This is a genomic window from Brucella grignonensis (assembly GCF_002252505.1).
GTDB lineage: Bacteria > Pseudomonadota > Alphaproteobacteria > Rhizobiales > Rhizobiaceae > Brucella > Brucella grignonensis.
On sequence record NZ_NNRL01000148.1, the window covers coordinates 1 to 21914 of the forward strand.

Consider the following 21914-nt stretch of genomic DNA (forward strand, 5'->3'; position numbering starts at 1 on the left):
GAATACAGCAACCCAAAACCGCTGGAGCGAACTCAAAACTGGATAAAACTTGGGGCAACGTCACGATCCCTATTGGAACTTCCGAGGGTCGCACGCGCGCAAGCTGAGGCATCAGGGCATTATGTGAGCAGTGTTTTCCTGCAGGATCAAATTGAAAGTTTTGCTCCGGTGGCGTGAACTAAGGGTCGTACTGAGACCTGATAGCGAAATCGCCCATCCGGAACGAACAATTAGTATTTTCATCAAGAAGGAAGCTACAGGGGTCGCAATCGTATTGAGTGTATGTTCCGTATGCTCAAACAGTTTCGACGGATCGCAACCTGATACGATAAGACTGGCAAATTCTTCGAGACATTCCGGTTATTCGCAGTAGCACACATTTGGCTGTCATACTTTATCAACAGAAGCTTCAACCATAGGGGCAGGCTGTTTACCTATTTCCCGCCACACCTCGGACAGATAAGCCGCGTCGACCGCATATACGAATTTACGCGCGTTACCTATTGCCAGCTTAATGAATACTCCTAGGGTTTGCCCAGTCGACCAGAAGAAAATTGATCCGGAACCCGCAGCGAACGCTCGCCCATGAGGAGCCTAATGTCAAAAATGGCTGGAGGACTTGACGGAGTTGGTTTCGCAGCATATTTATACAGAAAACAGTATAGTTATTGAGATGCGAAAAATGACAGAGAAGCTCGAATACACTAATATTTTCGAGTCGATCACGGAAGATGCTTCGCTTGCCGCTGATCTGCAGTTCAGATCTGATTTGCTAATGACCTTGATCGACTTATTCGATGATAAAGGCTGGAAACAGACTCAGATAGCGGAAGCCTTGGATATTCCCCAACCGCGTGTTAGCGAACTGTTGCGTGGAAAGATCAATTTGTTCTCATCAGACCGCTTGATTGGTTATCTGGCGAAACTTGGATACCGGCTAAGGCCATTGATGACAGCCGATCACAAAGTTATTTGTGAAGTGGAAATGGAGGCGGCTTAACTGCCTCCACGATCATTTTTTTACGCCTTTTTTTGCAGTCTTATCCGCTTCACGTATGATTTTCATCATTTCTTTGTAGCGTGCTTTCACCGTGGACATTGCGGCCCGATCGACACCATTAGTCGTTTTAGTGAAGGCATGCAGTACGTAGACGGTGTCATTGTACTTAGCGCAATACATCACTCTATAGGCCGGGGAACCATTTTCAATTAGTTCAATGACCCCCGGACCGACCGATTGCAAAGGCTTGAAATCGGATCTGGGCTCTTTTCCAGCAGCAACGAAATTCAGATCGTTGAGAAAAGCTGTTGCAATGTCTTTTGGTAGATTCTGGACTGCTTTTTTAGTTGCGTTGTTTATGTATGATATTTTTTCGTGTCATTCGCTCTCTTAATTTCTGACATAAGTCTCCTATCTCCTGCCCACCATGGACAGGACTGGTGTTTGTCGGCTTCTTTTTTCGAAGAAATCCGAACGCTAAGGGGTATAAGGCAACTCGGAGCGGTTGCAAGTCCGTTATCTTGCCCTACTACGTCGGCCGATGCGGACTTACTCTGAGTTCCAGTTTTGGGAGGGATAGCGAGGAAAGTCTTTCGTCCCCTTTGAAAAGATGTGTCCCGGGATGTGTAAGCCAAACTCAATCGCTACTTTTCTTCAAAATAGCGATTTTTTCATGAATCGGACAAATCAAACGCAACGAAATGCCCATACCAGGGCGCAGGGGGACAAACCAAGGCGGCGTTTACAATTTCCAGAAAAGCAGCGGTGCACGAATAAGTGTAATTTTTGACGTTTACGGAAACGTCAAAGTGCGCTAGTTTTGCCCCGGATTTGGGCTCTGGTCTTCAAAAAATGAGAAGCTAGATGTCTGAAAATGGCAAAAATGGCTGGTTTTTCGAGTTTTAGAACCCATTTTTGTCAGTAAGGATATGCTGTCATGCATTTGAGTGCTTCATGTGACAGACATGTCAAAACACAGGTGGGAGCCTGTTCCGCTTCGTGCGGGATTGAGCGGGTTATTGATTTGGAGGATTTCTATGCCGAGCTATCGCGCGCCAGTTGAGGATACGAATTTCGTTCTCAATGACGTTCTGAATTATCAGCGCTACAACAATCTGCCGGGCTTTGCCGACGCGTCGCCCGATGTCGTCGAGGCAATCCTGTCTGAAGGCGCGAAGCTTGCCGAGGGCACCCTGTTTCCGGTCAACCAGACCGCTGATCGCGAAGGCTGCAAGCGTCATTCGGACGGTTCGGTGACGACGCCGAAAGGCTACAAGCAGGCTTATGATCTCTATCGCGAAGGCGGCTGGCTCGGCCTCGCCGTGCCGGAGCAATATGGCGGGCAGGGACTTCCTTATCTGCTGCATACGGCTGTCGGCGAATATATGTCGTCAGCCAATATGGCGCTCACCATGTATCCGGGCCTGACGCAGGGTGCGATTGCCGCGATCCTGACCCACGGCACCGATGAGCAGAAGGACACCTATCTGCCGAAGATGGTGGAAGGCACCTGGACCGGCACGATGAACCTGACCGAGCCGCATTGCGGTACGGATCTGGGCTTGCTGCGCACCAGCGCCGCGCCGCAAAAAGACGGTTCCTATAAGATTTCCGGCCAGAAGATTTTCATCTCGGCTGGCGAACACGACATGTCGGACAACATCATCCATCTGGTGCTGGCCCGTATCGACGGCGCGCCGGAGGGCGTGAAAGGCATTTCGCTGTTCATCGTGCCGAAGTTCATTCTCGATGAAAACGGCAATCCGGGCGCGCGTAACGGTGTGTCCTGCGGTTCCATCGAAGAAAAGATGGGCATTCACGGCAATTCCACCTGCGTGATGAACTACGATGATGCGACGGGCTTCCTGATTGGCGAAGCACACAAAGGCCTGCGCGCCATGTTCACCATGATGAATGAAGCGCGTCTTGGTGTGGCTTTGCAGGGCCTTTCGATTGCCGAAACCGCTTACCAGAATGCCGCCATCTATGCGCGCGAACGTATTCAGGGTCGTGCGCTTTCGGGTGCCGCGGCACCGGACAAGAAGGCCGATCCGATCATCGTGCATCCGGATATCCGCCGCAACCTCATGAATATCCGTGCTTTCAACGAAGCCGGTCGCGCGCTTATCCTCTGGACGGCACTCAACTCCGATATCGCCCATCGTGCAGGCGATGAGGCGGAACGTCAGGCAGCAGACGATCTCGTTGGTCTTTTGACGCCGGTTCTGAAAGGCGTTCTGACCGACAAGGGATTTGAACACGCCGTCATGGCGCAGCAGGTCTTCGGCGGGCACGGCTATATCGAAGAACACGGCATGAGCCAGTATGTGCGCGATGCGCGCATCGCGATGATCTATGAAGGTGCAAACGGCATTCAGGCGCTTGACCTCGTCGGTCGCAAGCTGGCGCTTAACGGTGGCCGCGCAATCACCGCCTTCTTCAAGGAAGTGGGTGATTTCTGCGAAGCCAACCGCGAAAATGAGAAGCTTTCCTTCTTCACGAAGCATCTGAAGAAGGGCCTCAACGATCTTCAGGCCGCCACCATGTGGCTGATGCAGAATGCGATGGCCAAGCCCGACAATGCCGGTGCTGCCTCCAACGACTATATGCATCTCTTCGGACTGGTGGCGCTCGGCTTCATGTGGGCGCGCATGGCTAAGATCGCGGAAGAAAAGCTTGGCAGTGGCGAAGGCAACAAGGTGTTCCTTGAAGCCAAGCTTGTTACCGCGCGCTATTATTTCGAACGGATCATGCCGGAAAGCGCAGCACATCTCGCACGCATCCAGTCGGGCGCGGATTCGATGATGGCGCTTAACGCGGACACATTCTGAGTTAGAGATCAGGCTGAGTTAGAGATCAGGCTAAGTTTTCGAACTTGGCGGGAAGGAGCAAAAATGGCTGAGGCTTATATTTACGATCACGTGCGCACACCGCGCGGACGTGGCAAGAAGGATGGTAGCCTGCACGAAGTGCCTGCCGTTCGTCTGGGCGCGAAGGTTCTGGAATCCCTGCGCGACCGCAACGGTATCGACACGGCAAAGGTCGATGACATTATTTTCGGCTGCGTCGATCCGGTCGGCGAAGCTGGTGCGGTCATCCCACGTTCGTCGGCTTTTGAAGCCGGTTACGACTTCAAAGCGCCGGGCATCCAGATTTCGCGCTTCTGCGCTTCCGGCCTCGATGCGGTCAATCTGGCAGCAGCCAAGGTCGCCTTCGGTTCCGACGATCTGGTGATTGCCGGCGGCGTGGAAAGTATGTCGCGCGTCGGCATGGGCATGTCGGGCGGTGCCTGGTACATGGACCCATCGGTCGGCTTCCCCGGCTATTTCATGCCGCAGGGTGTTTCTGCCGATCTGATCGCCACCAAATATGGCTTCAGCCGCGATGACGTCGACGCTTATGCTGTCGAAAGCCAGAAGCGCGCTGCCAAGTCGTGGGAAAAGGGCTATTTCAAGAATTCGGTCATTTCGATCAAGGACCAGAATGGCCTGACTATTCTCGACCATGACGAGCACATGCGGCCGACGACGGATATGCAGGCGCTGGGCCAGCTCAATCCATCCTTCGTGATGCCGGGCGAAATGGGCGGCTTCAATGCGGTCGGCATTCAGGCGCATCCGGAAATCGAAACCGTCAACCATGTCCACCATGCCGGTAACTCGTCGGGCATCGTCGACGGTGCAGCTGGCGTCCTCGTCGGCTCCAGGAAGGCTGGCAAGGCATTCGACATCAAGCCGCGTGCGCGTATCCGCGCTTTCGCCAATATCGGCTCCGAACCAGCACTCATGCTGACCGGCCCGGTCGATGTGACGGAAAAGCTTCTCAAGCAGGCCAAGATGAAAATCTCGGACATCGACCTGTTCGAGCTGAATGAAGCCTTTGCTGCCGTTGTTCTGCGCTACATGCAGGCCTTCGACATTCCGCACGACAAGATCAACGTCAATGGTGGCGCCATCGCCATGGGCCATCCGCTCGGCGCAACCGGCGCAATGATCCTCGGTACGGTGCTGGATGAGCTGGAACGCCGCGATCTTAACACCGCGCTGGTGACCTTGTGCATCGGTGCCGGCATGGGCACGGCGACAATCATCGAGCGCGTGTAAGGGGAGGTTTAGACAATGGCTTATGTAAATTTCAAAGTTGAAACCGACGCCGATGGCATTGCTCTCGTCACTTGGGACATGCCTGAAAAGTCGATGAACGTCTTCACCGTCGAGGCGATGCAGGAATTGAATTCCATCATCGACGCGGTGACTGCCGACGATAAGATTAAGGGCGTTGTTATTACGTCAGGTAAGGACAGCTTCTCTGGTGGCGCCGACCTGACCATGCTGGAAGGCATGTTCAAGGAGTTCCAGAAGCAAAAGGCCAAGGACCCGCAGGGCGCGGTCCAGACCTTGTTCGACAATGTCGGCAAGATGAGCGGTCTTTTCCGCAAGCTTGAAACTTGCGGCAAGCCTTGGGTTTCGGCCATCAACGGCACCTGCATGGGCGGCGCTTTTGAAATGTCGCTCGCCTGCCATGCCCGCGTGGCATCCGATGCGCCGGGCGTGAAAATGGCCCTGCCGGAAGTGAAAGTCGGCCTGTTTCCAGGTGCTGGCGGCACGCAGCGCGTTCCGCGCCTTGCCAATCAGCAGGACGCTTTGCAGATGATGACGACGGGTTCCAGTCTGACCGCTCAGCGCGCCAAGGCAATGGGTCTCGTCACCGAGATTGCTCCGGCCAAGAAGCTGGTCGAAACCGCAAAGAAGCTCATCAAGGGCGGTCTCAAGCCGGTTCAGCCGTGGGACGAAAAGGGCTTTAGGCTGCCGGGTGGCGCGATCTACTCGGCTGCCGGTGCGAATCTTTGGCCTGCAGCAACAGCAATTCTGCGTCGCGAAACCTCTGGTAATTATCCGGCGGCCCTTGCCATCCTGAAGTCAGTTTATGAAGGCCTTCTGGTCCCGTTCGATACCGGCCTCAAGATCGAGCAGCGCTATTTCACCGAAATCCTCCAGACGACCGAAGCGGGCATGATGATCCGTTCGCTCTTCGTGTCGCTGCAGGAACTGAACAAGGGCGCACGCCGTCCGGTTGATGAAAAGCCGACCAAGCTTAAGAAGATCGGCGTTATCGGCGCTGGCTTTATGGGTGCAGGCATCGCCTATGTGACGGCCAAGGCAGGCATCCCGGTTGTGCTGATCGACCGCGATCAGGAGTCTGCCGACAAGGGCAAGGCGCACACGGCTGACCTCATCGCCAAGGAAATGCAGAAGGGCCGCGCCACCGAGGCTGACAAGGAAAAGCTCCTGTCGCTTATCACGGCAACGCCGGACTATGCAGAACTTGAAGGTGCTGATCTGGTGATCGAAGCCGTGTTCGAGGACCGCGAAGTCAAGCGCGTGGCGACTGAGAAGGCCGAGGAAGTGCTCAAGACTTCCGCAGTCTTTGCTTCCAACACCTCGACCCTGCCGATCACTGGTCTTGCGAAAGTCTCGAAACGTCCGAAGAACTTCATCGGCATCCACTTCTTCTCGCCTGTCGACAAGATGATGCTGGTGGAAGTGATCCTAGGCAAGAAGACGTCCGACAAGGCACTGGCCGTAGCCCTTGATTACGTTCGTGCGATCAAGAAGACGCCGATTGTCGTCAACGATACACGTGGCTTCTACGTCAATCGTTGCGTGCTGCGCTATATGTCGGAAGCCTACAACATGCTCGTTGAAGGTGTGCCTGCTGCGATGATCGAAAATGCCGCCCGTATGGCTGGTATGCCGGTTGGTCCGCTTGCGCTCAACGACGAAACCGCTATCGACCTGTCGCAGAAGATCCTCAAGGCAACCCTTGCCGATCTCGGTGACAAGGCTGTCGATCCGCGTCATGTGGAACTGGTGGATCGTCTCGTCAACGAGTTCGACCGCAAGGGCCGCAAGAACGGCAAGGGCTTCTACGATTATCCGGCCAAGCCTGCCAAGAAGCACCTGTGGCCGGGCCTCAAGGATCTCTATCCGCAGCAGAACCCGGACAAGATCGACGTGACGGAGCTGAAGGAACGTTTCCTCGTCACCATTGCTCTGGAAGCTGCCCGCGTGATGGAAGAAGGCATTGTCACCGATCCGCGTGAAGCCGATGTCGGCTCCATTCTGGCCTTTGGTTTCGCGCCTTATACCGGCGGTACGCTGTCTTATATCGACGGCATGGGCGCGAAGAAATTCGTCAAACTCGCCAAGGATTTGCAGAAGAAGTACGGCCAGCAGTTCAAGGCGCCTAAACTTCTGCTCGATATGGCCGAAAATGGTGAAAGCTTCTATAAGCGCTTCAATCCATATAAAAGCGAGGCCAAGAAAGCAGCTTGATCTGTTTTCTAATCAATTATTGAAAAACGCGCGGCATTTCGATGTCGCGCGTTTTTGTTTGCGAGTAAGAAAATTTTCCCTGTAAAATAGCACATCTTGCGTAAAATCAGGTTTTAAGCTAGGTTTGGCACAATATAGGATGGGTGGTTAGGTTTAAAATCCTCTTTGGCGGGTTGTGACAATGTTTTCTCATGATAGCGTATGGGCTGCGATCGATGCCTTGGCGGAGCGCAATTCTTTAAGTGCGTCCGGTCTTGCGCGCCGTGCGGGGCTTGATCCGACCACGTTTAACAAATCCAAGCGTTATGCCTCTGATGGGCGCGCGCGCTGGCCATCAACAGAATCGCTTGCCAAGGTGATGGAAGCGACGGGAGCGACGTTTGACGAATTTACCCGATTGATCCGCGGTGAAATCGGAACGCCCCACTACGGTGAATATTTGCAGGAGCCGAGCGCCATTCCTCTGCTTGGTATGGCAGAAGCAGGAACGGGCGGCTTTTTCGACGATGCCGGGTTCCCGGCCGGGCAAGGCTGGGATGTCGTTCAGTTTCCTGCTTCGCCAACGGATAATGTCTATGCGCTGGAAGTTTCAGGCGACTCCATGTTGCCGCTTTATCGTGATGGCGATACGCTGGTCGTAGCGCCCAATGCCCCGGTCCGCCGTGGCGACCGCGTGGTTGTTCGTACCAAAGACGGAGAGGTTATGGCCAAAATCCTACATCGTCAGACACCGCGCACAATTGAACTTCATTCGTTCAATCCCGAATTTCCAAACCGTTCCTTTGAGACCAAGGATGTCGAGTGGATCGCCCGTATTCTATGGGCGAGTCAGTAATGGTAAAGCAGCAGACAAAGAGCCATGCACGCATTGTTTTTGGTGTTTTTGCAGGCATAACCGGCGCCATTCTGGTGGCTGCGTTTGTTGCGCCGTTTTATGGCGTGCTTGATCGTCCGGTAACGGTGGTCGAAAGCGGTGATGGTCAAAGTAAACCGGATGCTGGTGCAGGTAATGGGATTGTTGTTGAACAATTCGATTACAACGAGCCTGATACGGGTTCTGGAGCTGATCAATCAGCATCGCAGAATGGCGTACCCGCTCAAGAAACAGCCCCGGACGATGAAAGCCGGAATACGAATAGCCAGACAGATCAGAATCCGCTTGAGCGCGAATCCGCTCGTCCGCCTTTAAGCGATCTCGGGCTTGCCTCAACGCCGAAGCCACCAGAACCTCTGGCACCGAGTGCGCCGGTCGATGAGAGCGAGCCGATGCAGTTGCTGCAGCGTCCAGTTGCTTTGGCTGCTGGAAAACTCGAAAGCCAGGGGCGTATCATCGATCTGCAGGGTATCGAGACTGTACCGCTTGAGCAAACTTGTCAGTCTTCATCAGGTGAAACATGGCCTTGTGGCATGCAGGCGCGAACCGCTTTCCGCCAATGGCTGCGTTCGCGTGCAATTATGTGTCGTCTGCCGCAAAACGACAGCGAAGCGGCTGTCGCAACCCAATGCAGTGTCGGCAATGATGATGCAGCCCTTTGGCTCGTAGCGAACGGTTGGGCGAAAGCTGCGCCCGGCGGCACCTATGTAAAGGCGGGACAGAAGGCAGAAGAGGCAAAGCTTGGTGTATATGGTGACAAGCCAGATACATCATTGCCCAATCTGGGTTCCGATATCGGAGATCCTCTGCAAAACCCTTCGTCTCTGGCTCCGGAAACTGAACCGCAACCGTCTTCACCATCGCCCCAGCAAGGAGAGTTTCCGCCGGCTCCTGCACCTATGGAGCCCATGGTGCCAGCACCCGCAAATTAGAGCATGTCTCCCAAAGGTGGGAACCGGTTTTGGGATAAAGACATGTGTTAAAACAAACAGTGAGACGCATTTCTAACGATTCATCTTAAACAGGAAAGCTCTAAGCGTTCTCTGCGAGATAACGAGCGGTTTATTCAGCCGTTCGTTCCTGGTTCTGACGGGGTGAACCGTTGCGTGGCAGTGTTATGACCACGAGACAGGAGATGATCAGCGCCACGCCTAGCCAACCCATCGGAGCGAGGTGTTCTCCTACGATGACTACGGCGAGCAGTGCCGCGACTACGGGTTCTATCAGCGTGATCGTCGTGGCCATGCTTGCTGAAATTCGTGCAAGACCTATGCCGAAGCAGAGGTAGCCGACAAACATCGGTACTATAGCCATGTAGAGACCGACGGCTGCGTTGCTCCATGAAGCTATAAAGGGGGCGCCGGTCATAAACAAAACTGGCATCAGCAACAGTCCGCCAATTCCAAATGTTGCACCCATTGCGACGGATGAGTGTATTCCGCGTAACATAAGGCTGCGTGCCGTCCAGGAATAAAAAGCGTAGGTCAAGCCTCCAAGCAGACCAAGGCAGATACCGATCAGAACCGAGTTGCCTGTCGGGGTGCCGTTATACATCGAACCCTCCGCGATGCATAACAGGATCATTCCAAACAGGCCGATAAGTGCGCCCCACAGCCATTGTTTTGACAAACGCGTTCCATCGAACAGATATTCGATAAGGGCCGATAGCAACGGCGCTGAACCAATGGTCACAACCGTTCCGATGGTGACGCCCGCCATGCGCATAGAGGCGTAAAAAGCGAGCGGATAGATAGCGACCGCCAGCCCACCCAGAACCAGATTGCGCCAATGTTTCGAGAGATGCGGCAGCGCGCGCAATATTCCACGCCCGGCCAACAGTGCTTGCAATAATCCACCAATGCCCATCGCTGCAGCACCAATTGCAATAGCGCCGACTTCCGGCGCGAAAGTGGCAGCTGTGCCAGTGGTTCCCCAGACGATGGCGGAAAAGAGAACGGCGGCGACGCCGATTGTATAATCACGGGATGAAGTGTTCACAGAAGCTCCAGCATCTCGGATGCCATAGCGCGAGCTTCCTCAACGCATCCGCTATTGCCTTCCAGCCCGGCTCTCGACATGGCGCCTTCGAGCAGAAAGGCCATGTGCTTGGCCAGCGCCGTGAGGCGGGCGGGATCATGCGGTAAAAGCTCCGTCAGGTGGGCAGCGAGCAGAGCCTCAACTTCGCGCTTATGATGCTTTACAGCTTGCCGTCCAATGTCGTCTGCTGAGAGCTCAGCCGCCGCATTCAGCAGGCCGCAACCGCGAAAACCACGCTCATATTCGTGCTCGGCATGATCCTGATAAGCATCGAAAACAGCAAGAACTTTGTCTTTAGCTGTCGACGCATGTTGCAATCGCACCCGATAGAGCTCCAGCCATTCGGCGTGGCGCGCTTCGAGATATTGATTGACCAGATCCGCCTTTGAGGCGAAGTTGTTGTAAAGGCTCTTCTTGGCAACGCCTGCTTTTTCAACAATGGCATCAATGCCGGTGCTGCCAATCCCGTTATTATAAAAGAGAGTGGCAGCGGCCTTGAGCAGCTTGTCGCGTGCGGTTTCCGAGGATGGTTGCTTGTTGTTCATCTTGAAATCTCATTAGTAGTTAGGTCGTACTACCTACTAATGAAATGGAAGTCAATTGGAAGCGTTTTAACCATGGGCGAACGTGTTGAGCGCAGTCTGCATTTCCTTCATGGAAAGCGGACCGCCGTGCCCTTCTGTTTCCATGATGCGCAACTGGCTTGCAGGCCATGCCTTATGCAGTCGCCAGGCGGTTATTGCAGGTCCGCTAAAATCGCGTCGACCACAGATCAGAACAGCCGGAATATGGGCGATCTTTTCCATGCCATTGAGGATTTCATGACCATCGTGCAAAAAGCCGTCATTTGCCCAGTAATGGGTAACGAGAGTTGCGAAAGCGAGACCAGTCATCTCGTCAAAATGGCTCTCGATTGGTGTCCAGTTGGGATCGAGTGAAATATGTGTCGTCTCCCATCGGTTCCAGTCGCGTGCTGCCTGCAGGCGATCCTCCAGACAGTCGCTTGCCAAGCGTCTGGCATAGGCTTCAACGATGCGTTCGCCGTCGCATCGCAATGAGGCCTTCTCGAACTCGTCCCATGCTTCTGGAAATAGCGATCCCACACCTTCGGTGATCCAGTTTACTTCCTCCCGACTGGTGGTTGTTACCGCGACAAGTACCATTTCGGAAACATGGTCTGGATGCGCCTGCGCATAAGCGAGCGCAAGCGTTGCGCCCCATGATGAACCTGCAATAAGCCACTGATTGATGCCCAGATGTTTGCGGACGGCTTCAATATCTTCAATCAGGGTCTGGGTCGTATTGCGATGGAGCCGGTCGAGATCATCAATCACCAGCGGACGGCTACGCCCGCAACCTCTCTGATCGATACCGATGATACAGTATTTTTCCGGATTAAAGCGCTGCCTATAGCTGCCCGTGCGCAAGCCGCTTCCCGGACCACCATGTAAGTAAAGCGCAGGCTTGCCCTCTGGATTACCCGATGCCTCCCAATAGATTTCATTGCCGTTTGATGCAGCAAGCAAGCCGTTGGCGAAGGGTTCGTATTGGGGATAAGGCATCTGTGCTCCGGTTATTACCGGGCATAAAAAAGCCTCACCCGATGGGATTCCGGGTGAGGCTTCTCATAAAAATATCAAGCGTTTATGACAGCGTTCCAGCAAGAGCTTTCTGGATCAGCGCGCGGGTTTCATCGATGCCATAGAGAGCGACGAAAGAACCAAAGCGAGGGCCGCGTTCCTGTCCAATCAGCACTTCATAAAGCATTTGGAAGAAGGAAACCGATACGCCCGGTCCACCTTCGGGGCTCTTCTTGGTGTGATCCTGATAACGCTCGATTGCGCGGGCGACATCCAGAATAGCATTCTGAATGTCGTTGCCATCGCTGCCAGCAGGCAAGGTTGCAAGCTTCTCATCCAGCGCTGCAAGTGCTGCGCGTTCCACATCGTCCGGCGCACGGAATTGTTTGGTTGGCTTGACGAAATCGTTGAAGTAACGGATCGCGTAGCCAACAAGTGCATTGAGTTCCGGGTTGTTTTCCGGCGTTACACCCGGCACATGGCGGGAGATAAAGCCCCACAGCACGCCCGGATTCTCCGCATTCGATGCGCTCACCAGATTGAGCATCAGCGCGAAGGTAATCGGCAGGTTCACCTTTGGCGGGTTACCGTAGTGGATGTGCCAGACCGGGTTATTTAGACGATCCTTCCATTCCTGACGCTCATAAGCGGAGAGATATGTGAAATACTCGTCTACAGCTTTCGGGATCACGTCGAAATAAAGCTTTTTCGCGGTCTTAGGCTTCTGGAAATTGTAGAGTGCAAGGCTTTCGGTCGGCGCATAGGCCAGCCATTCGTCAATGGCAATGCCATTGCCCTTCGACTTGGAAATCTTCTGGCCGATCTGATCGAGGAACAGTTCATAGACAAAATGTTCCGGTGCGCGACCGCCCAGAATTTCACAGATGCGGTCGTAAATGCCCGCATTGGTCTGATGATCCTTGCCGAACATTTCGAAGTCGACACCGAGAGCCGCCCAGCGCATGCCGAAGTCTGGCTTCCATTGCAGCTTCACATTGCCGCCGGTGACGGGCAGTGTGGTTTCAACGCCGTCTTCATCGTCAAACGTGATGGTGCCAGCCTTGGTATCCACGCTCTTCATAGGCACGTAAAGCACGCGACCGGACTTTGGCGAGATCGGCAGGAATGGGCTGTAGGTCGCCTGACGCTCTTCACCGAGCGTCGGCAGCATCACTTTCATGATGTCGTCATAACGTTCCACGGCCTTTAGCAGTACTGCATCGAACTTGCCGGACTTGTAATAGTCAGTCGCGCTCGCAAATTCGTAATCGAAGCCGAAAGTATCAAGGAAGCGGCAGAGCATGGCATTGTTATGTTCTGCAAAGCTTTTGTATTCGCCACCAAATGGATTTGGTACGGCGGAAAGCGGTAATTGCAGGTAAGGCTCAAGCGCTGCCTTGTCCGGAACATTGTCCGGGATCTTACGCATGCCGTCGAGATCGTCGGAGAAGCAGATGAGGCGCGTCTTGACCTTATCGTCTGTCAGGATGCGAAACGCATGGCGAACCATCGAGGTGCGAGCCACTTCGCCGAATGTGCCGATATGCGGCAGACCCGACGGGCCATAGCCGGTTTCGAAGATTACCGTTTCCGGCATGCCGGTCTTTGCATAACGCTTCAGGATTTTTTTAGCCTCTTCAAAAGGCCATGCTTTCGCTTCCGCGGCCGCCGCGGTCAGTTCCGGGGTCAGCGTAATTTCGGGAAGACGATGCGAAGTCATGGTTTTATCCTGATATCCTGTGAAGGGCTTTATTCGTTGAAAACGGTGTATGTATACACGCTTATGCTCTATGGCGCGCCCCGGCGCGCGCGTCAATCTTTGCTAACCTTATTGCGACCGAATTTCCTTGCGCAAGTGCGATAGGCTTCCTACGTTTCCTGTCGATTGATCTTCAGTTTTGATTCCGATCGCATGATGCAGGAGCATTTGATGAACAAGATTTCACCGCAGGACGCTCTCGTCTACATCATGGTGACGACATCCGCAGCCGATACGGCTATGACTGACGCAGAGCTTGCCTCTATTGGTAATGTGGTATCGCGCTTGCCCGTATTTCAGGGGTTTGATCCCAAGCGCCTGCCGAAACTGGCAAGTGATTGCTATGCGCTGCTGGCCGATGAAGACGGATTGGAAAAAATTCTCGATCTTGCGCATGATGAGCTGCCTGAGAGGCTTTACGAGACAGCCTATGCATTGGCTGTTGAAGTCGCTGCCGCCGATTTGCATGTCGAGCAGGAAGAGCTGGAGTTTCTTCAAATGCTGCGCGATCGCTGGGATCTCGACGAGTTGACGGTTGCGGCGATCGAGCGTTCGGCACGCGTTCGTTTCCGCAAGCTCTGAAGTATTCATGATTTCAAATTAGAGCGCCACGCGCCCTATTGGGCGCGCAAAGGTCGCTCTAACACTTTAAAATTAGAGCATAATTCCCTAAACTGATCCAAGTTTAAGGAATTATACTCTAGGCCGTGGTGACGATTTAACTTTTGCAGCAGTATGAGGGAAAATCGTTCGGCTTTAGGAGTAAAACCGAAGGTGGAGTATTCTCCATCGAGGTTTTACGATAACAAGATGGGCGATTTTCACCATATCCCTCAAGGGACGCGACGGATTTCCCCTCTGGCTTTGTCGAAGTTCGCTCAAGGAGGAATAACTCCTCATCGCTCACTTCTCCTCGCCAGCGTCAAAATCCCGCTCGCGCCGCTGATAAGTTAAATCGTCACCACGGCCTAAAGCGGGCGGGGTAAAACCCGCCCGCTGCATAAGTTGGACCGGATTAACCGACGGCTGGGACGCGTCGGGCTTTGCGCCATTCGATCGCTGTCCGCATCAGATGGGCAGCATCCGCGAATGTTGCATTTTCCTTCCAGCGTTCCGTGTGGATGAGATTGGACGGAACGATGTCTTTCAATGCTTCAAGCGTATGGCGAGGCACTGTGTCGGTACAGCTCCACAAGCGCCGAAAAACGACACTTATACGCGTGACCTTGCCATTGATTGCTACGACTGGTTCTGCTGATTCCAGATTCCAGTGCTCATAAGCATCCACTGCGTCCTGAAATGCATGATGCAAATAGATCGGTGCGTGACCGTCATGAAGTGGGGGCAGCAAACTGGGCATTTCTGTTTCCTCTCTTCCAATGGTGGTTCAGCTTCAGGCATTTACGGAAACTTCAATACAGGACTCCGCAAACACGGTTCAAAAAGAGCTCAGACCGGCTCCTTATGCATATGCCGTATCGATCTTATCCTCACGAAATACGACAACACATAATTAACCATGATCCATGGAAGAGTGGGTGTTTGGCAAGGAGGAAATTTCTTTAAACAGGCAAGAATGGGAAAATCAGTTCAGCTTACGCTTAGCCAACAGAACCCCTCATACCCACGTTTTTAGAGGCTTTTTGCTGCTTCCGAAATTGGGTTTACTTTGGAAAAGAGAAACAGTTTTCAATATTTATTGCCACGGTGACACAATTTGCCCTGTAATTGTTTCGACGTCGGTGTAGACAAGAAAAACGGGAATTGAATTTCAGAGGCAGTGACATGGCTCGGTTTGTTGCATCACGTAGAGCGTTTCTGGTTGGCTCGACTTCACTGGCACTTTTGCCTCTTTTGTCGCGATGGGCGATGGCGGAAGACAAGGCGCAAAAGGGTGGGCGACTGGTCATTGCGGCAGATTCTGAACCGCGCAATCTCAACCCGGCCATTGTTGCCTCCAACGGCGTCTTTTTCGTTGCAAGCAAGGTGATTGAACCGCTCGCGGAAGCTTCTTTTGATGGTGAAAATGGTCTTGAGCCGCGTCTTGCAACAAGCTGGAAAGGCTCTAATGACGGTCTGAGCGTCACCTTCCATTTACGTGAAGGTGTAAGATGGCATGATGGTACGCCGTTCACTTCAGCGGACGTGGCATTTTCTGCGATAGAAGTCTGGAAGCCATTACAAAATCTCGGACGCGTTGTGTTTAAGACGCTTGAAAAAGTTGAAACGCCTGACGAACATACGGCGGTTTTCCATTTCAGCGAGCCAACCCCGTTCCAGCTTATCCGTAATGCGCTGCCCGCGCTCACAGCTGTCCTGCCAAAGCATGTATTTGATGGCACCGATATTGCTGCCAATCCGGCCAATGAAAAGCTCATAGGAACTGGACCTTTCAAATATGCCGAACACAAGACCGGTGAATATTATCGGCTTGCGAAGAATGAGAATTACTGGGGTGAGGGCGAACCCCATCTCGACGAGATCATCTATCGTGTATTGCCGGATCGCGCTGCGGCTGCGGGCGCGTTGGAAGCCGAAGAGATTGATCTGGCCGCGTTTTCCGCCGTACCTCTGGCCGATCTCGACCGTATCTCGAAAGTACCGGGACTGACGGTTATTTCCAAGGGCTATGAGGCGTTGACTTATCAGCTGGTCGTAGAGATCAATCATCGGCGCAAGGAACTGGCAGATATCAAAGTTCGTCGGGCGATTGCACACGCCATTGACCGCGATTTCGTGGTGAAGACGATCTTCCTCGGATATGCCAAGCCTTCGACCGGACCTGTTCCGCAATATGATAGCCAATTTTATACTGGCGATGTGCCTGCCTATGCTTTCGATATAGAGAAGGCCAACGCCCTTCTGGATGAAGCCGGCTATAAACGTGGCAGTGACGGCACGCGTTTTGTGCTGAAACTGCTGCCAGCCCCTTATTTCAATGAAACCAGGCAGCTCGGCGATTATCTGCGACAAGCGCTGGCGGAAATCGGCATCGATGCGCGTATCGTCAATAATGATTCAGCAGCGCACCAAAAGGCGGTCTATACGGACCACGATTTCGATCTGGCAATCGCACCGACCGTCTATCGCGGTGATCCAGCTATTTCGACAACCATTCTGGTTGAAAGTGGAGTTCCTTCCGGTGTCCCGTTCTCCAATCAGGGCGGTTATGCCAATCCGGAACTGGATGCCTTGATTGCCAAAGCCGCGCACGAAATCGATGAGAAGAAGCGTACTGCGCTTTATCATCAGTTCCAGCAATTGGTGGAGGCCGATCTGCCGCTTGTCAATGTGGCCGAGTGGGGCTTTATAACAGTTGCTAACGAGCGTGTGAAAAATGTCTCCAACAATCCGCGCTGGGCGGTATCCAACTGGGCGGATGTCTGGATTGCGCAGTGACGAAACATCGCTTTGATTGTACGCTCAAAGCGTGGCGCAGATTCTAACTCTTTTCAGGAAACGACTGATCGGCAGCATGATCGTGCTGCTGATTGTTATTATTGGCTGTTTTCTGATGCTGGAAATGGCACCCGGAGACGCCGTGGATGCCTATGCCGTAAGTTTTGGCGGAGATGCGGCAGCCATTGCCGAAATGCGTGCGCGTTGGGGGCTGGATCAGTCAATTTGGCACAGACTTGGCGCATATCTTATCGCCCTTGTTCAAGGCAATCTTGGCTGGTCAGTTAGTTTCAACCGTCCCATTCTCGATGTCATTCTTGAACGCCTGCCTAACACACTTTTACTGATGGGTGCTGCGACCGCGCTGTCTTTTGCCTTGGGGTCAGCTTTGGGTATTGTGGCGGGTGCAAAGCCCGGCAGCTTCCGCGACCGTTTTCTGTCTGTCGCTTCGCTTGTGCTTTATGCCATTCCCGGATTCTGGCTTTCGCTTGTGTTGGTGATCCTTTTTTCGATCCAGTTGCGCTGGTTGCCGTCGAGCGGGATCGAAACCATTGCCTCTGGTAAAGAGGGGGTAGCGCGCGCTATGGACATAGCACGCCATTTAGTGCTGCCGGTTGCTTCGCTCTCGCTCGTTTATCTGGCGCTTTATCTCCGCGTTATGCGTGCTTCAATGGCTGACATATGGCGGATGGATTTTGTGCGCGCATTGAAAGCACGCGGTATCTCGTACCCGCGGATCGTGTTGCGCCATGTGGCACGCAACGCGCTTCTGCCGCTTGTGACCATGCTCGGCCTGCAAGCGGCTTCCATGCTGGGTGGTAGCGTGGTGATTGAAAGCGTCTTCGCTGTCCCCGGCCTAGGGCGGTTGGCACAGGAAGCTGTTGCAAGCCGTGACACACCTCTGCTGCTTGGGGTTATTCTCATAAGCGCCATCATGGTGATTGCAGTCAATTTCGTCGTCGACCTTCTTTATTTCTGGCTCGATCCGCGCATTGTTGCCGGAAAGGCCGGAACATGAGTGGGGTCAAACGGTATTTCGGAACTGCTGAGGGCATGGCAGGGGCAATTATTCTGCTGGTGTTGATCGCGGCAGCACTCTTTGCACCGCGGCTCTTCCCCGGCGATCCTCTGCGCCTTGTTGCGACGCCTTTGCTCGCGCCTTTCGACGATGCGTCTTTTCCGCTTGGAACGGATCGGTTGGGCCGTGATGTGCTGGCCGAGCTTTTTCACGCAAGTCGCACATCGCTGATCGTTGGGCTGGCTGCCGCTGGAGCGTCAATCCTCATAGGCAGCATTGTTGGCACGCTCGCAGGCTTTGCTGGTGGACTTGTCGATGAAATATTGATGCGGATAACGGAAGCATTTCAGACTGTGCCGGGTTTTCTTCTGGCGCTCGCCTTGGTCAGTATTGCCGGACCTTCGCTGCCGGTACTGGTTGCGGCGATTGCGCTATCAAGCTGGACGCAGGCCGCGCGTCTCACGCGTGGGCAGGTGCTTTCTATCCGCGAACGCGACTATGTCGCGTCTGCTCGCGTTATCGGTATGCATCCGCTGGAGATAGCTTTTCGGCAGATATTGCCCAATGCTTTGCCACCGGTTTTGGTTCTTGTTCCAGTGATCGTGGCTTCAGCAATCCTGATCGAAGCTGCTTTATCGTTCCTCGGATTGGGGGATCCCAATCGCGTTACATGGGGAAGTATGATTGCTGAAGGACGCACGGTCCTGCGCTTGGCTCCGTGGCTTTCAATCCTGCCGGGACTGGCGCTGGCATTCACTGTTGTTGGTGTCTATCTTGCAGGCGAGGGGATTACCAATGCGGCTGCACGACGTGAGATGCAGTCATGAAGCCACTTGTAAGTCTTGAAAACCTCAACATTCACTATGGTAGGGATGCGGCTCTCCGGGATGTTGACCTTCATATAGAGGCTGGTGAAATCTTTGCCGTTATCGGTGAAAGTGGTTCCGGAAAGAGCACGCTGGCATTGGCATTAGCCGATCTTCTGCCAGCCAATGCTACGGTTTCCGGACGTATCAATTGGCAAGAAGGGCCGCCGAAGCCAGGTCGCGATATCGGATTCGTATTTCAGGATCCAGCGTCGAGCTTCGATCCGCTTATGTGCGTTGGCGCGCAACTGGTCGAGACGATCCGTTCCCACGAAAAGATTGACAGCAAAGCTGCAAAAAGCATAGCGATCAGGCTGCTTGAACGGGTTCATATTCCTGAACCGGAAGACAGTTTCTCACGATATCCGCACCAGTTTTCTGGCGGGCAGAAACAGCGCATCGCCATAGCGCTTGCCATCGCTGCAAATCCGCGCGTGTTGATTGCCGATGAGCCAACAAGTGCGCTCGATACAATTGTGCAAAAGGAAATCGTGACGCTCCTGCGCGAACTCGTGCACACCGATGGCATGACGTTGATTTTCATCACACACGACATTGCACTGGCCTCAAACCTGGCAGATCGCATCGCCGTTTTCCGCCACGGCGAGCTTCTGGAATGCAGTGTCGCGCGTGAAATCATTGGCGATCCACAAAGTGACTATACCAAGGCTCTCATCAGTGCCGTTCCCACGCTGGAGCCAATTCATGGTTAAGGCTCTGTTGCAGGCAAACGAAGTGAGCACGCACTACGGCGACAAGCGCGCACTTGACCGGGTAAGCCTTGAAATCTTCCAAGGTGAAACGCTGGCACTTGTTGGCCCATCAGGCAGCGGAAAATCGACACTGGCGCGTGCATTGTTGCGACTACAACCACTCGATAGTGGTTCAATTCATTTCGAGGACGAGGACTGGCTGAAACCACAAGGCTCTGCCCTCCGCAAACGTCGCGCACGTATGCAAATGGTGTTTCAGGATCCGCTATCCGCTTTTAATCCGCGTGCAACTGTACATGATCTGATCAGTGAGCCGCTACGTATTCATGGGTTGAGAAGAGATATTTCGGAGCTTCTGCAAAAGGTCGGGCTTGATCCAAAGTTGGGCAAACGCGGAGTGCATGAGATTTCGGGCGGCCAGCGGCAGCGTGTAGCGATCGCCCGTGCACTTGTCACATCGCCCTCTCTCATCGTTTTGGATGAAGCTGTGTCCGCACTTGATGTGACGGTGCGTGGCGCAATTCTGAAATTGTTGCAGGAGATACAGGAGGCCGAGGGAACAGCCTATCTGTTCATCACACATGATCTGGCGGTTGCAGCGCAGATGGCTGATCATATTGCTGTGATGGAGCGAGGGCGGATTGTTGAATGCCGCCCAACACGGGAATTGATTGCAGCACCGCAAGCGCCCGTAACGAAGGCGCTTATAGATGCCGTACCGAGGGTTTTGGTTTAGGCCTTGCCAAGCTCGATAGAACGCTTGCGCGCCGCATCGACAGCTTCGGCGATCAAATTCTTCAGACGGTCTTCACCCATCAGTACATCCAGTGCTGCGGCTGTTGTGCCATTCGGGCTTGTAACCTGCTCGCGCAGCTTGGTTGGGCTGTCGCTGCTTGCTGCAGCAAGAGCGCCGGCGCCCATGACGGTCTGCATCGCAAGAAGTGCCGCGGTTTCGCGCGGAAGACCGGCAGTGACGCCTGCATCAGTCAAAGTCTCGATGAAATGGAACACATAAGCAGGGCCGGAACCGGAAACGGCGGTCACAGCATCCATCTGTACTTCATCATCAATACTCGCGACCTTGCCGGACGTTTTGAGCAAGGTCTTCACAAAAACCGCATCGTCTTCGCGTACATTGGCGTTCTTGTAGGTGACAAGCATACCCTTGCCGATTGCAGCCGGCGTATTGGGCATACAGCGCATGATCCGGGCATCGCTGCCCAAATGTTGCTCGAAAAATGAAACTGGGATGCCTGCTGCCACGCTGACGAAAGTCGCGTTAGGCGCAAACCGCTTATAAGCGGGCAACACATCGCCCATGACCTGCGGTTTGACCGCGATAAGGATCATGCGTGGGTTCAAATCGTCGGACAGGGAATCTGCACTTGAGCAGGCATTCACGCCCACACCTGCAGCTCGGCTTTGAAGCGCTTCTGATGGTTCAACAACATGCACATTCTCGGGTTGCAAAATGCCGCTGTCGAGCCAGCCTTTCAACATGGCAAAACCCATATTGCCGCAACCGACGAGAATAACCGTATCTTGCATGAGAATGTTCCGCCTTCATGAACCGAGTGTTTAAGCACTGTCGTTTGTTGCTTTCGATATAGCCTTCCATAGATATAAATCGCAAGACTGGAAGGCGAAAACACAACCGAAGATGCTGACTTGTTGTATCAAACTTGGAAGCAGTTCGCTGTTGAACAGATGCGGTTTTATAGGTAGGTCTCTTTCCGGAAATTAATTACGGCCTCATAAAATCTGTTGTAAAACATTGCTTTAAAGGTGAGCAAATGCTTGAAAAAGCTTTCCATATCGTGCGTGTCGCCGCAATCGCGGCTGGTGTTATGACTGCAGGTGCTGCAGCAGCTGAAACGCCAAATGCTCCTGATTGGGGTATCAAGGCAATCAGCAAGCTATCGGATGCTGATCTTGTTATTACGTCCCCTGCGGGTAAAGCCTTTATGGATAAGCTTGCTCCCGATCATGACAAGGCCTGTGGTAAGCCAGACGAAAACCGTCCGGATTTTGACGAGTTTTGCTCTTGGGCGTTCAATAATGATGAGGCTGACTTTGATATCCTGCTTGGCCTTAAGGACAACAAGATCGTCAGCATCGTAGCATCCGCTGTGCCTGAAAATAACGATGTCTGGGTATGTGAAAAGACACAGAAGGATATTCCAGAAAGCGATTTGCAAACCTGCAATATTCGCTCTGCCGATGAGAAAAGCCGCACCCATTGGTCGGAAAGCTGGGAAAGCTTCCTGAACTCGATCAACTAAGCTTTTTGCATTGTTAATGGTTATATTGAGCAGTGCTGTTGAAAGTTCGCA

Annotated in this window: 20 protein-coding genes and 1 pseudogene; 14 read left to right on the plus strand and 7 right to left on the minus strand. The window is 53.4% G+C overall.

The annotated features are described in order from the left end of the window. Positions 1 to 255: 255 nt before the first annotated feature. Positions 256 to 408, plus strand: a pseudogene (locus tag CEV33_RS24850) (IS5 family transposase); the annotation flags it as partial. Positions 409 to 682: 274 nt separating this feature from the next. Beyond that, positions 683 to 1000: a helix-turn-helix domain-containing protein gene (locus CEV33_RS03120; RefSeq protein WP_094539232.1), complete on the plus strand. Its 318-nt coding sequence runs from the start codon at positions 683 to 685 to the stop codon at positions 998 to 1000. Positions 1001 to 1012: 12 nt separating this feature from the next. Here CEV33_RS03120 and CEV33_RS03125 read toward each other — a convergent pair whose 3' ends face one another. Beyond that, positions 1013 to 1369 carry a type II toxin-antitoxin system RelE/ParE family toxin gene (locus CEV33_RS03125; RefSeq protein WP_094539005.1) on the minus strand — a complete coding sequence of 119 codons (357 nt, stop codon included), beginning with the start codon at positions 1367 to 1369 and terminating at the stop codon, positions 1013 to 1015. A 668-nt stretch (positions 1370 to 2037) separates the two neighbouring features. Here CEV33_RS03125 and CEV33_RS03130 point away from each other — a divergent pair. From CEV33_RS03130 to CEV33_RS03150, 5 genes are all read left to right on the plus strand, one after another. Further along, the gene (locus tag CEV33_RS03130; RefSeq protein WP_094539006.1) at positions 2038 to 3831 is read left to right on the plus strand and encodes an acyl-CoA dehydrogenase C-terminal domain-containing protein; all 1794 of its coding nucleotides are present in this window, start codon (positions 2038 to 2040) and stop codon (positions 3829 to 3831) included. 63 nt (positions 3832 to 3894) lie between these two features. Next, the gene (locus CEV33_RS03135) at positions 3895 to 5103 is read left to right on the plus strand and encodes an acetyl-CoA C-acetyltransferase (protein ID WP_094539007.1); all 1209 of its coding nucleotides are present in this window, start codon (positions 3895 to 3897) and stop codon (positions 5101 to 5103) included. Between the two features lie 15 nt (positions 5104 to 5118). Continuing rightward, on the plus strand, positions 5119 to 7335 hold the full coding sequence (locus CEV33_RS03140; protein ID WP_094539008.1) for an FAD-dependent oxidoreductase: 2217 nt from the start codon (positions 5119 to 5121) through the stop codon (positions 7333 to 7335). Positions 7336 to 7516: 181 nt separating this feature from the next. Next, entirely contained in the window at positions 7517 to 8170 is a 654-nt protein-coding gene (locus CEV33_RS03145) for a S24 family peptidase (RefSeq protein WP_094539009.1), read from the plus strand. Further along, positions 8170 to 9141, plus strand: a complete 972-nt coding sequence (locus CEV33_RS03150) for a thermonuclease family protein (protein ID WP_094539010.1) — start codon at positions 8170 to 8172, stop codon at positions 9139 to 9141. The genes CEV33_RS03145 and CEV33_RS03150 overlap by 1 nt, the downstream gene beginning before the upstream one ends. A gap of 130 nt (positions 9142 to 9271) precedes the next feature. Here the strand turns inward: CEV33_RS03150 and CEV33_RS03155 are convergent, their stop codons facing one another. The 4 genes from CEV33_RS03155 to CEV33_RS03170 form a co-directional block, all read right to left on the minus strand. After that, complete coding sequence (locus tag CEV33_RS03155) at positions 9272 to 10207, minus strand: DMT family transporter (protein WP_094539011.1); 936 nt, start codon at positions 10205 to 10207, stop codon at positions 9272 to 9274. Continuing rightward, the gene (locus CEV33_RS03160) at positions 10204 to 10791 is read right to left on the minus strand and encodes a TetR/AcrR family transcriptional regulator (protein ID WP_094539012.1); all 588 of its coding nucleotides are present in this window, start codon (positions 10789 to 10791) and stop codon (positions 10204 to 10206) included. Before CEV33_RS03160 ends, CEV33_RS03155 begins: the two co-directional genes overlap by 4 nt. A 66-nt stretch (positions 10792 to 10857) precedes the next feature. Next, positions 10858 to 11808, minus strand: a complete 951-nt coding sequence (pip, locus tag CEV33_RS03165) for a prolyl aminopeptidase (protein ID WP_094539013.1) — start codon at positions 11806 to 11808, stop codon at positions 10858 to 10860. Positions 11809 to 11890: 82 nt separating this feature from the next. Beyond that, the gene (locus tag CEV33_RS03170) at positions 11891 to 13546 is read right to left on the minus strand and encodes a lysine--tRNA ligase (protein ID WP_094539014.1); all 1656 of its coding nucleotides are present in this window, start codon (positions 13544 to 13546) and stop codon (positions 11891 to 11893) included. A 210-nt stretch (positions 13547 to 13756) separates the two neighbouring features. On the opposite strand from CEV33_RS03170, the gene CEV33_RS03175 reads away from it, so the two are divergent. After that, positions 13757 to 14167, plus strand: coding sequence for a tellurite resistance TerB family protein (locus tag CEV33_RS03175; protein ID WP_094539233.1), 411 nt, complete (start codon positions 13757 to 13759; stop codon positions 14165 to 14167). A gap of 433 nt (positions 14168 to 14600) precedes the next feature. On the opposite strand, the gene CEV33_RS03180 is transcribed toward CEV33_RS03175, so the two are convergent. Then, a complete protein-coding gene (locus CEV33_RS03180; RefSeq protein WP_094539015.1) occupies positions 14601 to 14945 on the minus strand; it encodes a BRA0787 family protein in 345 nt (114 codons plus the stop codon). A 425-nt stretch (positions 14946 to 15370) separates the two neighbouring features. Here CEV33_RS03180 and CEV33_RS03185 point away from each other — a divergent pair, with 425 nt between their 5' ends. Genes CEV33_RS03185 through CEV33_RS03205 form a run of 5 tightly spaced genes read left to right on the plus strand, consistent with a single transcriptional unit; the run spans position 15371 to position 20317 of the window. After that, positions 15371 to 16984, plus strand: a complete 1614-nt coding sequence (locus CEV33_RS03185) for an ABC transporter substrate-binding protein (RefSeq protein ID WP_094539016.1) — start codon at positions 15371 to 15373, stop codon at positions 16982 to 16984. Between the two features lie 31 nt (positions 16985 to 17015). Beyond that, positions 17016 to 18002 carry an ABC transporter permease gene (locus tag CEV33_RS03190; protein ID WP_374816949.1) on the plus strand — a complete coding sequence of 329 codons (987 nt, stop codon included), beginning with the start codon at positions 17016 to 17018 and terminating at the stop codon, positions 18000 to 18002. Beyond that, entirely contained in the window at positions 17999 to 18829 is an 831-nt protein-coding gene (locus CEV33_RS03195; RefSeq protein ID WP_094539018.1) for an ABC transporter permease, read from the plus strand. Before CEV33_RS03190 ends, CEV33_RS03195 begins: the two co-directional genes overlap by 4 nt. Next, the gene (locus tag CEV33_RS03200; protein ID WP_094539019.1) at positions 18826 to 19581 is read left to right on the plus strand and encodes an ATP-binding cassette domain-containing protein; all 756 of its coding nucleotides are present in this window, start codon (positions 18826 to 18828) and stop codon (positions 19579 to 19581) included. Before CEV33_RS03195 ends, CEV33_RS03200 begins: the two co-directional genes overlap by 4 nt. After that, positions 19574 to 20317, plus strand: coding sequence for an ABC transporter ATP-binding protein (locus CEV33_RS03205; protein ID WP_094539020.1), 744 nt, complete (start codon positions 19574 to 19576; stop codon positions 20315 to 20317). Before CEV33_RS03200 ends, CEV33_RS03205 begins: the two co-directional genes overlap by 8 nt. Here CEV33_RS03205 and proC read toward each other — a convergent pair. Beyond that, positions 20314 to 21129 carry a pyrroline-5-carboxylate reductase gene (proC, locus tag CEV33_RS03210; RefSeq protein WP_094539021.1) on the minus strand — a complete coding sequence of 272 codons (816 nt, stop codon included), beginning with the start codon at positions 21127 to 21129 and terminating at the stop codon, positions 20314 to 20316. The two genes, CEV33_RS03205 and proC, sit on opposite strands and share 4 nt — an antisense overlap. Positions 21130 to 21374: 245 nt before the next feature. On the opposite strand from proC, the gene CEV33_RS03215 reads away from it, so the two are divergent. Continuing rightward, positions 21375 to 21863 (plus strand): hypothetical protein, encoded by a 489-nt coding sequence (locus CEV33_RS03215; RefSeq protein ID WP_094539022.1) that lies wholly within the window; start codon positions 21375 to 21377, stop codon positions 21861 to 21863. Positions 21864 to 21914: the final 51 nt, after the last annotated feature.

Coding starts and splice junctions, on each gene's coding strand:
- CEV33_RS03120 (WP_094539232.1), top strand. CDS start 683: ATGACAGAGAAGCTCGAATACACTAATATTTTCGAGTCGATCACGGAA.
- CEV33_RS03130 (WP_094539006.1), top strand. CDS start 2,038: ATGCCGAGCTATCGCGCGCCAGTTGAGGATACGAATTTCGTTCTCAAT.
- CEV33_RS03135 (WP_094539007.1), top strand. CDS start 3,895: ATGGCTGAGGCTTATATTTACGATCACGTGCGCACACCGCGCGGACGT.
- CEV33_RS03140 (WP_094539008.1), top strand. CDS start 5,119: ATGGCTTATGTAAATTTCAAAGTTGAAACCGACGCCGATGGCATTGCT.
- CEV33_RS03145 (WP_094539009.1), top strand. CDS start 7,517: ATGTTTTCTCATGATAGCGTATGGGCTGCGATCGATGCCTTGGCGGAG.
- CEV33_RS03150 (WP_094539010.1), top strand. CDS start 8,170: ATGGTAAAGCAGCAGACAAAGAGCCATGCACGCATTGTTTTTGGTGTT.
- CEV33_RS03160 (WP_094539012.1), bottom strand. CDS start 10,791: ATGAACAACAAGCAACCATCCTCGGAAACCGCACGCGACAAGCTGCTC.
- pip (WP_094539013.1), bottom strand. CDS start 11,808: ATGCCTTATCCCCAATACGAACCCTTCGCCAACGGCTTGCTTGCTGCA.
- CEV33_RS03170 (WP_094539014.1), bottom strand. CDS start 13,546: ATGACTTCGCATCGTCTTCCCGAAATTACGCTGACCCCGGAACTGACC.
- CEV33_RS03175 (WP_094539233.1), top strand. CDS start 13,757: ATGAACAAGATTTCACCGCAGGACGCTCTCGTCTACATCATGGTGACG.
- CEV33_RS03180 (WP_094539015.1), bottom strand. CDS start 14,945: ATGCCCAGTTTGCTGCCCCCACTTCATGACGGTCACGCACCGATCTAT.
- CEV33_RS03185 (WP_094539016.1), top strand. CDS start 15,371: ATGGCTCGGTTTGTTGCATCACGTAGAGCGTTTCTGGTTGGCTCGACT.
- CEV33_RS03195 (WP_094539018.1), top strand. CDS start 17,999: ATGAGTGGGGTCAAACGGTATTTCGGAACTGCTGAGGGCATGGCAGGG.
- CEV33_RS03200 (WP_094539019.1), top strand. CDS start 18,826: ATGAAGCCACTTGTAAGTCTTGAAAACCTCAACATTCACTATGGTAGG.
- CEV33_RS03205 (WP_094539020.1), top strand. CDS start 19,574: ATGGTTAAGGCTCTGTTGCAGGCAAACGAAGTGAGCACGCACTACGGC.
- proC (WP_094539021.1), bottom strand. CDS start 21,129: ATGCAAGATACGGTTATTCTCGTCGGTTGCGGCAATATGGGTTTTGCC.
- CEV33_RS03215 (WP_094539022.1), top strand. CDS start 21,375: ATGCTTGAAAAAGCTTTCCATATCGTGCGTGTCGCCGCAATCGCGGCT.